Source organism: Mesorhizobium sp. YL-MeA3-2017, from assembly GCF_030814575.1.
Taxonomy (GTDB): domain Bacteria; phylum Pseudomonadota; class Alphaproteobacteria; order Rhizobiales; family Rhizobiaceae; genus Mesorhizobium; species Mesorhizobium terrae.
Window position 1 is genome coordinate 4,666,639 of record NZ_JAUSVH010000001.1, and the last position, 13,155, is coordinate 4,679,793.

The 13,155-nt window shown below is 64.9% G+C and carries 10 protein-coding genes and 1 tRNA gene; 9 read left to right on the forward strand and 2 right to left on the reverse strand.

Annotated elements, in window-relative coordinates:
* The first annotated feature begins 8 nt into the window (after window positions 1-8).
* From QFZ88_RS22000 to QFZ88_RS22030, 7 genes are all read left to right on the forward strand, one after another.
* The gene (locus tag QFZ88_RS22000) at window positions 9-1,526 is read left to right on the forward strand and encodes an amidohydrolase family protein (RefSeq protein WP_036254914.1); all 1,518 of its coding nucleotides are present in this window, start codon (window positions 9-11) and stop codon (window positions 1,524-1,526) included.
* Window positions 1,523-2,533: an ABC transporter ATP-binding protein gene (locus tag QFZ88_RS22005; protein WP_024925173.1), complete on the forward strand. Its 1,011-nt coding sequence runs from the start codon at window positions 1,523-1,525 to the stop codon at window positions 2,531-2,533. Before QFZ88_RS22000 ends, QFZ88_RS22005 begins: the two co-directional genes overlap by 4 nt.
* The gene (locus QFZ88_RS22010; RefSeq protein WP_024925174.1) at window positions 2,523-3,479 is read left to right on the forward strand and encodes an ABC transporter ATP-binding protein; all 957 of its coding nucleotides are present in this window, start codon (window positions 2,523-2,525) and stop codon (window positions 3,477-3,479) included. The genes QFZ88_RS22005 and QFZ88_RS22010 overlap by 11 nt, the downstream gene beginning before the upstream one ends.
* A gap of 189 nt (window positions 3,480-3,668) precedes the next feature.
* On the forward strand, window positions 3,669-4,700 hold the full coding sequence (locus QFZ88_RS22015; RefSeq protein ID WP_024925175.1) for an amino acid ABC transporter substrate-binding protein: 1,032 nt from the start codon (window positions 3,669-3,671) through the stop codon (window positions 4,698-4,700).
* Between the two features lie 55 nt (window positions 4,701-4,755).
* On the forward strand, window positions 4,756-5,919 hold the full coding sequence (locus QFZ88_RS22020; RefSeq protein WP_024925176.1) for an amino acid ABC transporter permease: 1,164 nt from the start codon (window positions 4,756-4,758) through the stop codon (window positions 5,917-5,919).
* 2 nt (window positions 5,920-5,921) lie between these two features.
* Window positions 5,922-7,004 (forward strand): amino acid ABC transporter permease, encoded by a 1,083-nt coding sequence (locus QFZ88_RS22025; RefSeq protein WP_024925177.1) that lies wholly within the window; start codon window positions 5,922-5,924, stop codon window positions 7,002-7,004.
* Window positions 6,997-8,442, forward strand: coding sequence for an amidohydrolase family protein (locus QFZ88_RS22030; RefSeq protein WP_024925178.1), 1,446 nt, complete (start codon window positions 6,997-6,999; stop codon window positions 8,440-8,442). Before QFZ88_RS22025 ends, QFZ88_RS22030 begins: the two co-directional genes overlap by 8 nt.
* Before the next feature lie 169 nt (window positions 8,443-8,611).
* Here the strand turns inward: QFZ88_RS22030 and QFZ88_RS22035 are convergent.
* Together QFZ88_RS22035 and QFZ88_RS22040 are read right to left on the reverse strand one after the other, a co-directional pair.
* Window positions 8,612-8,686 (reverse strand) — tRNA-Gln (locus QFZ88_RS22035).
* Between the two features lie 221 nt (window positions 8,687-8,907).
* Window positions 8,908-9,252 (reverse strand): VOC family protein, encoded by a 345-nt coding sequence (locus QFZ88_RS22040; protein ID WP_024925179.1) that lies wholly within the window; start codon window positions 9,250-9,252, stop codon window positions 8,908-8,910.
* 369 nt (window positions 9,253-9,621) lie between these two features.
* Here QFZ88_RS22040 and ppdK point away from each other — a divergent pair, with 369 nt between their 5' ends.
* Both ppdK and QFZ88_RS22050 read left to right on the forward strand, forming a co-directional pair.
* On the forward strand, window positions 9,622-12,285 hold the full coding sequence (gene ppdK / locus QFZ88_RS22045) for a pyruvate, phosphate dikinase (RefSeq protein WP_024925180.1): 2,664 nt from the start codon (window positions 9,622-9,624) through the stop codon (window positions 12,283-12,285).
* Between the two features lie 93 nt (window positions 12,286-12,378).
* Complete coding sequence (locus QFZ88_RS22050) at window positions 12,379-13,134, forward strand: polysaccharide deacetylase family protein (protein ID WP_024925181.1); 756 nt, start codon at window positions 12,379-12,381, stop codon at window positions 13,132-13,134.
* Window positions 13,135-13,155: the final 21 nt, after the last annotated feature.

Below are 13,155 nucleotides of genomic sequence, written 5' to 3' on the forward strand. Positions count from 1 at the left end.
CTTCCTCGATGAATGGCGCGTCGCCGCATTCGCCGGTTCCGACCGGCCAGGTAGCCGGGCCGACGCTGGTCACCGCACGCTGGGTTGTCGGCCATGCCGGCAGCCGCCATCACCTGCTCGAACATGGCGAGGTCGTCTTCCACCGCGACCGCATCGTGTTTGTCGGTCACGATTACCAGGGCGAGGTGGCGCGACGCGTCGACTTCGGCCAGGCGCTGATCGGTCCGGGTTTCATCGATCTCGATGCGCTGGCCGACCTCGACACCACCATACTGGGCTTCGACAACCAGCCGTCTTGGGAGAAGGGCAGGATATGGCCGAAGACCTATATGGATCGCGGCCCCTACGAGATGTACACGCCGCAGGAACTGGCTTTCCAGAAGCACTATGCCTTCGCCCAGTTGATCCGCAACGGAATCACCACCGCGCTGCCTATCGCCTCGCTGTTCTATCGCGAATGGGGTGAGACGACTGAGGAATTCGCTTCGGCCGCCGACAGCGCCGAGGCGCTTGGCCTGCGCGTCTATCTCGGCCCGGCCTATCGCGCCGGCAACACTTTCATCCATGACGACGGCAAGATCGATTTCCATTTCGACGAAGCGCGGGGCCTCGCCAATCTCGACGAGGCGATCGCCTTTTGCCGTCGCTTCGAGGGCATGGCCGACGGGCTGGTGCGCACCATGCTGGCGCCCGACCGCATCGAGACGGCAACCGCCGAGCTGTTGCGGCGATCGGCGGCGGCAGCGGCCGATCTCGACGTGCCGATCCGCCTGCATTGCTGCCAGTCGAAGCTGGAATATGACACGGTCGAGCGGCTGCATGGCATGTCGCCGCCCGAATGGTTGGCCAGCATCGGCTTTCTGTCGGAGCGCGCCCTACTGCCGCACGGCACCTATGTCACGGGCTCGAGCCGCATCGAAAGGTCCGGCAACGACCTTGAGATCATTCGCGACGGCGGCGCCACCGTCGTCCATTGCCCGCTGGTCTCGGCCCGCCACGGCAGCACGATCGAATCCTTCGCGCGCTACCGCGCCATGGGCCTCAGGATCGGCATGGGCACCGACACCTGGCCGCCGGATATGGTGCTCAACATGCAGGTGGGCATGATGTTGTGCCGCGTCGTCGACGCCTCGACGATGACCGTCCGTTCGGAAGACTATTACGATGCGGCGACTGTCGGTGGCGCCGATGCGCTGCGCCGGCCCGACCTCGGCCGGCTGATGCCGGGCGCCAAGGCCGATATCGTCGTCTTCGATCTTGGCCACGACCGCATCGGCCAGGTGATCGATCCGATCCAGACCATGATGTTGAACGGCGCCGGGCGCGACGTCTCGACCGTCATCATCGACGGCCGTTTCGTCATGTCGGACGGCGTCATTCCGGGCTTCGACCCGGCCGAGGCGCAGCGGCGCGCGCAGGCGCAGTTCGACCGGCTGATCGGCCTCTATCCCGAGCGCACGTGGAAACATCCGCCCGTCGGAGACATCTTCTCCTCCAGCTATCCGGTGACGAGGCCAGCCTCATGACCGAGCGCAACGCATCATCGACAGCGCCGATCCTCAGGGTTCAGGACCTGCGCGTCGAATTTCCGACGCGGCGGGGAAACCTGGTCGCGACCAGCGGCATTTCCTTCGACATCGCGGCGGGTGAGATCCTCGGCATGGTCGGCGAATCCGGCGCGGGCAAGTCGCTGACCGGTATGGCCATCATCGGCCTGCTCGACCCGCCCGGCTATCAGGCCGGCGGCGAAATCCATCTTGAGGGTCGCCGCATCGACAACCTGCCGCCGAAGGAGCGGCAGCGGCTGCGCGGCGCCAAGATCGGCGCCATCTTCCAGGACCCGCTGACCAGCCTGCACCCGCTGTTCACGGTGGGCCAGCAACTGGCAGAGACCATCCGCTATCATCTCGGCCTGTCGGCCAGGCAGGCGCGGGCACGGGCGCTCGACCTGATGAAGGAAGTCGGCATTCCGGCCGCCGAGGAGCGTATCGACAATCATCCGCACCAATTCTCGGGCGGCATGCGCCAGCGCATCGTCATCGCCTTGGCACTTGCCGCGAACCCGCGCCTGATCGTCGCCGACGAGCCGACCACGGCACTCGACGTGTCTATCCAGGCGCAGATCACCGCGCTGTTGAAGCGCCTGTGCCGCGACCATGGCACCGCCGTGCTTCTGGTCACGCACGACATGGGCGTGATCGCTGAAACCGCCGACCGGGTGGCGGTCATGTATGCCGGACGCATCGCTGAGATCGGCCCGGTGGAGGATGTGGTGCGCCGCCCGTCCCATCCCTATACGCGCGGCCTGATGAACTCGATCCCCGGCCTGCGCGAACGGGTCGCGCGCCTCAACCAAATCGATGGCGCCATGCCGCGCCTGCACGCCATGCCGACGGGCTGCGCCTTTCACCCGCGCTGCCCGCAGTCCGGGCCGCGGTGCCTTGCCGAGCGGCCCGAGCTCGCGCCGGTCGTCGGCGGTCACACATCCGCGGCATGCTGGCTGCACGAGGGAGGTGTCGCCCATGCCGCATGAGGCTCCACTGCTCGAGGTCGACGATGTCGCCTGCTGGTTCGACGTGTCGCCGCCATTTCTGAACCGGGTCATCGAAGGCAAGCAACGCAAGGTGCTGAAGGCGGTGGACGGCGTCTCATTCTCGGTGCCGCGCGGCAAGACGCTGAGCATCGTCGGCGAGTCCGGCTGCGGGAAATCAACCATCGCGCGGCTTCTCGTCGGCATGCACAAGCCGATGCGCGGCAGCGTCCGGTTCGGTGCGGGCGCCAGCGGTCCGCTGCGTGTCCAGATGATCTTCCAGGACCCATATTCCAGCCTGAACCCGCGCTGGCGTGTCGGCGACATCATCGCCGAGCCGATCCGCACCTTGCGGCTGCGCGCGACGCTTGCCGAGGTAGACGCCCGTGTCGCTGAGCTGCTCCAACTCGTCGGCCTGTCGCCCGGCGACGCCGACCGCTATCCGCACGCCTTTTCGGGCGGGCAGCGCCAGCGCATCTCTATTGCCAGGGCGCTGGCCACCGAGGCGGAATTCCTGGTCTGCGACGAGCCGACCTCCGCCCTCGACGTTTCGGTGCAGGCACAGGTGCTCAACCTGATGCGCGACCTGCAGAAGGAACTCGGGCTCACTTACGTGTTCATCAGCCACAATCTTTCGGTCGTGCGCCATATGTCGGACCGGGTGGCAGTGATGTATCTCGGCCGCATCGTCGAGGAGGCCGACGCCGACACCTTGTTCGCCAATCCGCGGCATCCCTATACAAAGCTGCTTTTGGATACGATTCCCGACCTGGAAGCGCCGAACCGCGACCGTCACCCGCTTGCCGGCGAGGTGCCGAGCCCGATCGACCCGCCGCGCGGCTGCGCCTTCAATCCGCGCTGTTCATTGGCCTTCGATCAGTGTCGACGGGAGCAGCCCGAACTGATCGGCGGTGAAAATGGCGGCAACGTTGCCTGTTTCGCGCTTTAGGGCCGTAAATGGCGCCAATGTGAGGGCTGAACGCCCTTAGGGTGGTGTTTTAGGGTGGGGTCTAAATTGCGCACAATTATTGTATAAATTCTATTGCAAGATTGTATGCAGTTTGGTTGAATTGCCGTGTGTCAGGATGCGAAACCGTAGGCAGAGACCCGGCCGCATCGTTTTTAAGGGAGGAATGGCATGGTGACGTTCAAGGCAGCCCGCAGGATCGCTGCGGCCGCTGGTATTCTAGTCGGCCTGTCGGCCGTCAGCGCTCAGGCGGCCAGCACGCTGGAAACCGTGAAGGCGCGCGGCAAGCTGATCTGCGGTGTTTCGATGGGCACGACCGGCTTCGCGCTGGCCGATGCGCAGGGCAAGTTCGCCGGCTTCGACGTCGACGTCTGCCGCGCGGTCGCTTCGGCGGTGTTCGGCGATCCGAACAAGGTCGATTTCGTGCTGACCAACATCAACACCCGCTTCCAGGCGCTGCAGTCCGGCGAGATCGACATCCTGTCGCGCCAGACCACGATGACCTTTTCGCGCGAAGCCTCGCTCGGCATCGATTTCGGGCCGGTCGCCTTCTACGACGGGCAGGGCCTGATGGTGTCGAAGAGCCTCGGCGTGACCAGCGCCAAAGACCTCAAGGATGCCGCGATCTGCACCTTGCCGGGCACGACCACGGCACAGAACCTGGCCGACTTCTTCCGTGCCAACAACGGCAAGTTCGAGCTGGTCGTCTTCGAGAGCCCGGACGAGAACAACAATGCCTTCTTCTCCGGCCGTTGCGATGCCGTGTCGTCGGACCGTTCCGACCTTGCCTCGATCCGCGCCGGCTCCAAGAACCCGAACGACTATGTCATCCTGCCGGAGACCATCTCCAAGGAACCCCTGGCGCCCGCGGTGCGGCAGAACGATTCCAACTGGCGCGACATTGTCTCGTGGTCGCTCTGGACCCTGACAGCCGCTGAGGAAAAGGGCATCACCCAGGCCAATGTCGATGAGATGGCCAAGAGCCAGGATCCGGAAATCCAGCGCATGCTGGGCGTCACCGACGACCTCGGCCCGATGCTCGGCCTCGACAAGAAATGGGCCTACAACATCGTCAAGAATGTCGGCAACTATGCCGAGGTCTTCGACCGCAATCTGGGCGAGAAGACCGCGCTGGGTCTCAGCCGCGGACCCAACGCTTTGTGGAACCACGGCGGGCTCCTTTACTCTCCGCCTTATCGCTAAAGGGGGTGGCGCGCGCCGCGGTGGCGGCGCGCGGTTTCCCGACGGAGGAGCTTCAGTGACGACCGTGCTGACAGGATTGCTGCGTGACCAGCGCGTTCGCGAATGGAGCTACCAGCTTCTGTGTGTAGGCGCCGTACTGGCGGTCGCCTGGTATTTGTTCGACAACGCGCTCACCAACCTGTCCAAGCAGGATATCGCGACCGGTTTCGGCTATCTCGGCCGCGAGGCCGGTTTCATCATCAGCGATACGCCGATCGCCTATGAGCCGACCGATACCTATGGCCGCGCGCTGCTGGTCGGCATCCTCAACACGGTCAAGGTCGCTCTCTTGGCGACCATATTGGCAACCATCATCGGCGTCGCCGTCGGCGTGGCTCGGCTTTCGAAGAACCCGCTTTTGGCGCGGCTGATGCTTGCCTATGTCGAAGCGCTGCGCAACGTGCCGCTGCTGCTCTACCTCTTCCTCTGGTATGCGGTCATCATCTTCACGCTGCCGCCGGTCAAGCAGGCGGTCATGCTTTTGCCGGGCGTCTTCATCTCCAACAGCGGTCTCGTCGTTCCGGCCATGGTCTGGAAGTCCGGCTTCTGGGAAGTCGCGGCGGCGCTGGGCGTTGGCTTCGCAGCCGCCATCACCTGGCAATTTTATGTGCGGCGCACCCGCATCGCCACCGGCGAGGCGCTGCCGGGCTGGCCGCTGGCGCTGCTTTTTCTCGTCATTCCGCTCGCCGGCGTTCTCGCCTTCGGCAATGCCGACTGGACCTTCGATCCGCCGGTGCTTGGCCGCTTCCGCCTGACCGGCGGTTCGCATCTCAAGCCGGAATTCGTTGCGCTGCTGATCGGGCTGACGCTCGGCGCCTCGGCCAGCATCGCCGAAATCGTGCGCAGCGGCATCCTGTCGATCGGGCGCGGCCAGAGCGAGGCGGCGGCGGCGCTCGGCCTCTCGCAGGGGCGTATCATGCGCCTCGTCGTCCTGCCGCAGGCGTTCCGGGTGATCGTGCCACCGCTCACCAACATCTACCTCACCACCTTCAAGAACAGCTCGCTGGCGATCGCCATCGGCTACCCGGACCTGGTGATGGTGTCGAACACCATCATGAACCAGACCGGCCAGGCGATCGAGCCGATCGCGCTGTTCATGCTGGTCTATCTGGTGCTGTCGATCGCCATCTCGCTCATCATGAACTGGTACAATGCGCGTGTTGCGTTGAAGGAGCGTTGAGCATGAGCGATCCGCTTGCAACGCAGCCCATGCTGGCGCCGGCGGCCCCCGGCGGGCGCTGGCTGAAGGTCTATTTCGGCACGCCGGGCAATACGGCGATCACCGTCGTCTGCGCGATCCTGATCGGCCTCGCCTTGAAGGTGGCGCTGACCTGGCTGCTCATCAACGCCGTCTTCATCGGCTCGCCTGCCGATTGCAAGGCGGGCAGCGGCGCCTGCTGGCCCTATCTCGCGGCGAAACTGCGTTACATGCTGTTCGGTGTCTACCCGATGGAGGAGCAATGGCGTCCGCTGGTCGCGGTGTTGATCTTCCTCGGCGCGCTGGCCGTTTCGGGCGCGCCGCGCTTCTGGGGCCGCAGGCTGCTTCTCGCCTGGTTGGTACTGATGCCAGTGCTCTATCTGCTCGTGGCTGGCGGCGCGCTCGGGCTGGCTGCGGTGCCGACCTCGCAATGGGGCGGTCTGCCGCTCTCCTTCATGCTGTCTTTTGTCGGCCTGGTCTGCGCCCTGCCGCTCGGCGTCATGCTGGCGCTGGGCCGCAGTTCCAACCTGCCGGCGATCCGTGTGCTGTCGATTTTCTTCATCGAGCTGGTGCGCGGCGTGCCGCTGGTCAGCGTGCTGTTCATGGCATCGGTGATGCTGCCGCTGTTCATGCCGCAGGGTGTCACCATCGACAAGCTGCTGCGGGCGCAAGTGGCGATCATCCTGTTCGCCGCCGCCTATATCGCAGAGGTCGTGCGCGCCGGCCTGCAGGCGCTGCCCAAGGGCCAGACCGAGGCGGCGCAGGCGCTCGGCCTGCACTATTGGCAATATACGTTCTTGGTGGTCATCCCCCAGGCATTGAAGACGGTGATCCCGCCGCTGGTCTCGCTGTTCATCGGCTTCTTCCAGGACACGACGCTGGTCACCATTGTCGGCCTGCTCGATTTCCTCAACACCGTGCGCACCGCGCTGCGCGACCCTAACTGGCAAGGCATCGCCGTGCTGGAAGGCTATCTGTTCGCCGCCGTCGTGTATTTCCTCTTCAGCGCCCTGATGGGCAGCTACAGCCGCTTTCTCGAGAAACATTTCAGGATGGGTCATGACTGACAGCGTTACCGTTATTCGCGATGCGGAGACCATCGTCGGCTACGACCCGGCAAGCGACGGGCACGTCTATCTGTGCGGCGGCGACGTTGCCTTCAATGAGGCCGGGCTGCTCTGCGTTGGCGGACGGTACGAAGGGCCGGCCAGCACCGAACTGTCCGGCAAATCACGCATGGTCATGCCGGGGCTGGTTAACATCCATTGCCATTCGCATGACGAGCCGCTGGCCAAGAGTATTTTCGAGGATGCCGGCACCGCCGCCCTCTGGGGTCAGGCCATGTACGAATTCTCAAGCGTCCTCGATGGCGGCGATGACGCCCGCGCAGCCTGCCTGACCGTCATGCTGGGCGACCTCATGCGATCGGGCGCCACCACCATCCTCGACATTGCCGGCGCTCACGACATCTGGCTCGACATCGCGGCCAGAAGTGGTGCGCGGGCTTATCTAGCACCGGGTTTCCGCCAGGCCGGCTGGGTTGTGCGCGACAGCCACAAGCTCGACTATGAATGGAGCGACCAGGCCGGCCGCGACGCCTTCGTGCGTGCGCTGGACTTTGCCGAACGGGCTCGCGCGCATCCGAGCAGCCGGCTTGACGGCGTCGTGTCGCCCTCGCAGGTCGAGACCTGCCGGACCGACCTTCTGGTCGACGCGGCAGAGGAAGCGCGCAAGCGCGGCATGAAGATCACCGTCCATGCCGCCCAGACCATGGCCGAGCATGAGGAACTGTTACGCCGCACCGGACTGACCGCTGTGCAGTATCTCGACCGCCTCGGCGTGCTCGGCTCGGATGTCATCCTCGGTCATTGCATCTTTGCCGACCACCATTCCTGGACCCGGCAACGGACGCAAAACGATCTCGTCACGCTGGCCGAACGCGGCACCTCAGTCGCCCATTGCCCGGTCACCTTCGCCCGCAGCGGCATGGCGCTGGAGACGCTCGGCGCCTATCGCCGCGCCGGCGTCAATGTCGGCATCGGCACCGACAGCTATCCCTTCAACATGCTGGAGGAAATGCGGCAGGCGCTGATCTGTTCGCGGCTGGGGGGCAAGTCCGTCTTCGACATCACGACCGGCGATGTCTTCGATGCCGCGACGCTCGCTGGCGCGCGCGCGCTCGGGCGCTCCGACATCGGGCGCCTCGCCGTCGGCGCGAAAGCCGACCTCGTTGTCATAGACCTCGACACGCCGACCATGCGCCCGGTCTACGACCCGCTGCGCAGCCTGCTGCATTGCGCCGCTGAGCGGGCGGTCGAGCGTGTCTTCGTCGATGGACGTTGCGTGGTCGAGAACGGCAAGCCGTCCTTCATCGACTATGACGGCGCGATCCACGAACTGCAGCAACTGCAGGATTTTGCCTGCGCCAAAGCCGGCGGACTAGACAGCAAAGGCCGCGACATCTCCGCCATGGCGCCGCTGTCGCTACCGCTGGGAAGGGCTTGAGCCCGGAGGCGCTAGGCGCCGCGAAGCGAAGACGCGGCGCGGTGGGTTGAGTGACAGTCTGGCACGGCTGACGGTGAGGTGCGCGGACCTTGCCAGATCGCTGCGATTAGCTGCGCGTGGCAAGCTCGTGGGCCGCCAAGGTCGGGAAAATCAGGCATTCTTGAGAGTTTGGCTGGGGCGCCAGGATTCGAACCTGGGAATGTCGGTACCAAAAACCGATGCCTTACCGCTTGGCGACGCCCCAAGATCCGATTGCTTGAATCGGATGTGAGCGGCCTTATAGGCAGAGCCGCGCAAAAGTACAATCGACATTAAGCGACCGCGCGTCCTTTCGGACGCGTAGGAAAAGCTCCTTCGCTTCGACTTGGCGCATGCTCCAAAATCGGTTCCGATTTCGGATAAGGGATCGTGCGCTGGGTATCGTCGGCATGTTGAGCGGCGGAGCCGCGCCTGGCCAGACGCACGTTATTCGCCCCACACCGCCAGCTCGTTGCCGGCCGGGTCGGTGAAGTGGAAACGCCGGCCGCCCGGAAAAGAAAAGATCGGCTTGACGATCGTGCCGCCAGCGCTGGTGACGGCATTCAGCGTCTCTTCCAGCTTCTGCGAATAGAGCACCGGCAGCGGTTTTGCCGCAGCGGCCGTGGCATCGGCGTCGAAGCCGCCATCCAGTCCTTCGCTGAAGGCCGAATACGTCGGGCCATAGTCGGTGAACGACCACGAGAACGCGGCGCTGTAGAAGGCCTTGACGTTGTCCAGCTTGCCGCCGGTGGCCGGCATTTCAATATAGTCGAGCTTTCCTGTCTGCCGCATGATGGTTTCCTTGTTCTTGCTATGTTCTAGTCGATCGCGGGGAGAATGACAAGAATTCAAGCGGTTGGCGATATGAAGATAGTGCGTGCCCGTACTTTGGCGCTGATACCTTTCGCCGGCGCAGGGGTTATGCCCGCTGATTCCGCGGCCTTGCCGCGTAAGCAACCGGCGGCGATGCATCCCGCCACTCTTGTGGATAGGTCGGGTTGCCCGATTTCAGACACATCACCCACCCCTAAAATGGCTTAATCGATTGTAGGCGCCGGCCAAGGTTTCAAGCGCTTGCCTTTCGCAGCGCAGCATCCTAGGCAGGCCGCAAGGCTTACCCCGGGGCGAGGCCCCGCGGCGCAAACAGGCTGAGGAGCAAGCATGACCAAGTGGGTCTACACCTTTGGCGACGGAGCGGCCGAGGGCCGCGCTGGAGACAAGAATCTGCTGGGTGGCAAGGGTGCCAACCTGGCCGAGATGTGCAGCCTGGGGCTGCCGGTGCCTCCGGGCTTTACCATCACCGCCGAAGCCTGCACCCATTATTACGCCAACGACCGCGCCTATCCGGTGACACTCGAAGCCGATGTCGAGGAGGCGCTCGGCCATATCGGCCGCATCGCTGGCCGCCAATTCGGTGATCCCGGCCAGCTGCTCTTGGTTTCGGTGCGTTCGGGATCCCGCGCGTCCATGCCCGGCATGATGGACACCGTGCTCAATCTCGGCCTGAACGACGAGACGGTCGAGGCGCTGGCCGCCGATTCCGGCGACGCGCGGTTTGCCTATGACAGCTACCGCCGTTTCATCCAGATGTATTCCGACGTCGTCATGGGCCTCGACCACGAGGTCTTCGAGGAAATCCTGGAAGACCAGAAGGCCGGTCTCGGTTATGAGCTCGACACCGAGCTTTCGGCCATGGAATGGCAGGGCGTCATTTCCCTCTACAAGGCCAAGGTCGAGGAAGAATTGGGCCGGCCCTTCCCCCAGGACCCGCGCGAGCAATTGTGGGGCGCGGTCGGAGCAGTGTTCTCCAGCTGGATGAACACGCGCGCCATCACCTATCGCCGCCTGCACGACATTCCCGAAAGCTGGGGCACCGCCGTCAACGTGCAGGCGATGGTGTTCGGCAATATGGGCGAGACTTCGGCCACCGGCGTCGCCTTTACCCGCAATCCGTCCACCGGCGACAAGATGCTCTATGGCGAGTTCCTGGTGAACGCGCAGGGCGAGGATGTCGTTGCCGGCATCCGCACCCCGCAGAACATCACCGAGGCCGCCCGCATCGCCGCCGGCTCCGATAAGCCATCGCTGCAGAAGCTGATGCCCGAGGCCTTCGCCAGTTTCGTCGCCATTTCGAACCGGCTCGAAAAGCACTATCGCGACATGCAGGACCTCGAATTCACCATCGAGCGCGGCAAGCTGTGGATGCTGCAGACCCGTTCGGGCAAGCGCACCGCCAAGGCGGCGCTGAAGATCGCCGTCGACATGGCCACTGAAGGCCTGATCTCGAAGGAAGAGGCGGTCGCCCGCATCGATCCGGCTTCGCTCGACCAGTTGCTGCACCCGACCATCGACCCGAAGGCCGAGCGCCATGTCATCGGCATCGGCCTGCCGGCCTCGCCGGGGGCGGCGACCGGCGAGATCGTGTTCTCGTCGGACGATGCCGAGGAACTGAAGTCGCAGGGCCGCAAGGCCATCCTCGTTCGTGTCGAGACGAGCCCCGAGGACATCCACGGCATGCACGCCGCCGAGGGTATTCTGACCACGCGCGGCGGCATGACCAGTCATGCGGCGGTGGTGGCGCGCGGCATGGGCAAGCCGTGCGTGTCGGGCGCCGGCTCGCTGCGCGTCGATCACAAGACCGGCACGCTGATCGCGCTTGGCGCCGCCTTCAAGAAGGGTGACGTCATCACCATCGATGGCGGCAATGGCCAAGTGTTGAAGGGCTCGGTGCCGATGCTGCAGCCCGAACTGTCCGGCGATTTCGCCGCGATCATGGAATGGGCCGACGCCACGCGCCGCATGAAGGTGCGCACCAACGCCGAAACGCCGGCGGATGCCCGCATGGCGCGCTCCTTCGGCGCCGAGGGTATCGGTCTTTGCCGCACCGAGCACATGTTCTTCGACGGTGCCCGCATCATCGCCATGCGCGAGATGATCCTGGCCGACACGGAGAAGGACCGCCGAGCGGCGCTCGCCAAGCTGTTGCCGATGCAGCGCTCGGACTTCCTCGAGCTGTTCGAGATCATGGCCGGCCTGCCGGTGACCATTCGCCTGCTCGACCCGCCGCTGCACGAGTTCCTGCCCAAGACCGAGGAGGAGATCGCCGAGGTCGCCGCCGCCATGAACGTGCCGGCCGACAAGCTGCGCCAGCGCACCGAGGCATTGCACGAGTTCAACCCGATGCTCGGTCATCGCGGCTGCCGGCTCGCCGTCTCCTATCCTGAGATCGCCGAGATGCAGGCGCGCGCTATCTTCGAGGCGGCCGTCGAGGCCGGCCGCAAGGCGGGCGCGCTGGTGGTGCCCGAAATCATGGTGCCACTGGTCGGCATCGTGAAGGAGCTGGACTACGTCAAGACGCGCATCGACCAGGTGGCCAAGGCGGTGATGGCCGAGACCGGTGTCAAGATCGAGTATCTGACCGGCACGATGATCGAACTGCCGCGCGCGGCGATCCGCGCCCATGTCATCGCCGAGACGGCGGAATTCTTCTCCTTCGGCACCAACGACCTGACGCAGACCACTTTCGGCATCAGCCGCGACGACGCCGCATCCTTCCTCGAGACCTATCGCCAGAAGGGTATCATCGAGCAGGACCCGTTCGTGTCGCTGGACCGCGACGGCGTCGGCGAACTGGTGCGCATGGCCGCCGAAAAGGGCAGGGGTACAAGGCCTTCGATCAAGCTCGGCATCTGCGGCGAACATGGCGGCGACCCGGCCTCGATCCATTTCTGCGAGGAAGTCGGGCTGGACTACGTTTCCTGCTCGCCCTTCCGCGTGCCGATCGCCAGGCTGGCGGCGGCGCAGGCGGCGGTAGCTGGCAAGTAAGGCCGGTCAACTTCGCCTGATCGGGTGGCGGAGGTCACGAGATCGCCGCTTTCCGGCGCCAATGCGGGTTGAAACGAAACAACGGGAGCCGGGATGCGCCTGTTTTCCAGCGTTGCCCTGGCGGCCCTGCTTCTGGCGGGAGTCGCCTCGGCCAAGGACCAGGACCTCGTCGAGCCCACCCTGCGCATCGCGCCGGGCGGCAAGGCTTCGCCGCGTGTGGCACTGACCTTCGATGCCTGCATGGGCAAGACCGACCGGCGCATCCTCTCGACACTGATCGACAACCGCGTGCCGGCGACCATCTTCGTCACCAGCCGCTGGCTGAAGCGCAACAAGGACGTGCTGGCCGAAATGCAGGCGCATCCGGACCTGTTCGAGATCGAGGATCATGGCGCCACGCATGTGCCGGCGGTCGATCGGCCGGCCAGTATCTATGGCATCGCGGCTGCCGGTTCGCCTGACGCCGTAAAGGCGGAAGTGGAAGGCGGTGCCGCTGCCATCAAGGCTACCGGTGCCGTGGCGCCGCGTTGGTTCCGTGGCGCCACCGCCCGCTACAGCCCCTCGGCCATCGCGCAGATCCGCCAACTCGGCCTGCGCGTCGCCGGCTATTCGGTGAATGGCGACGGCGGCTCGCTGCTGGGTGCGGCGACCGCCCAGAAACGCATCGCCGCCGCGCATGATGGCGATGTCGTCATCGCTCACATCAACCAGCCGACCCATGCCGCCGGCGACGGTGTCGCCAAGGGCATCCTCGACCTCAAGGCGAAGGGCTTTTCCTTCGTCAAATTGTCCGACGTGCCGGCCGAAGGCTCGCACGGCACCACCGCGCAAACCGTGGCGGGGTACTGAGGGCCGCCTCCCGTTTCCTGC

What these genes read in the sequence shown, in the direction of transcription:
- ppdK (WP_024925180.1), top strand. Translation starts at nt 9,622, where the DNA reads ATGACCAAGTGGGTCTACACCTTTGGCGACGGAGCGGCCGAGGGCCGC.
- QFZ88_RS22010 (WP_024925174.1), top strand. Translation starts at nt 2,523, where the DNA reads ATGCCGCATGAGGCTCCACTGCTCGAGGTCGACGATGTCGCCTGCTGG.
- QFZ88_RS22040 (WP_024925179.1), bottom strand. Translation starts at nt 9,252, where the DNA reads ATGCGGCAGACAGGAAAGCTCGACTATATTGAAATGCCGGCCACCGGC.
- QFZ88_RS22015 (WP_024925175.1), top strand. Translation starts at nt 3,669, where the DNA reads ATGGTGACGTTCAAGGCAGCCCGCAGGATCGCTGCGGCCGCTGGTATT.
- QFZ88_RS22050 (WP_024925181.1), top strand. Translation starts at nt 12,379, where the DNA reads ATGCGCCTGTTTTCCAGCGTTGCCCTGGCGGCCCTGCTTCTGGCGGGA.
- QFZ88_RS22025 (WP_024925177.1), top strand. Translation starts at nt 5,922, where the DNA reads ATGAGCGATCCGCTTGCAACGCAGCCCATGCTGGCGCCGGCGGCCCCC.
- QFZ88_RS22005 (WP_024925173.1), top strand. Translation starts at nt 1,523, where the DNA reads ATGACCGAGCGCAACGCATCATCGACAGCGCCGATCCTCAGGGTTCAG.
- QFZ88_RS22000 (WP_036254914.1), top strand. Translation starts at nt 9, where the DNA reads ATGAATGGCGCGTCGCCGCATTCGCCGGTTCCGACCGGCCAGGTAGCC.
- QFZ88_RS22030 (WP_024925178.1), top strand. Translation starts at nt 6,997, where the DNA reads ATGACTGACAGCGTTACCGTTATTCGCGATGCGGAGACCATCGTCGGC.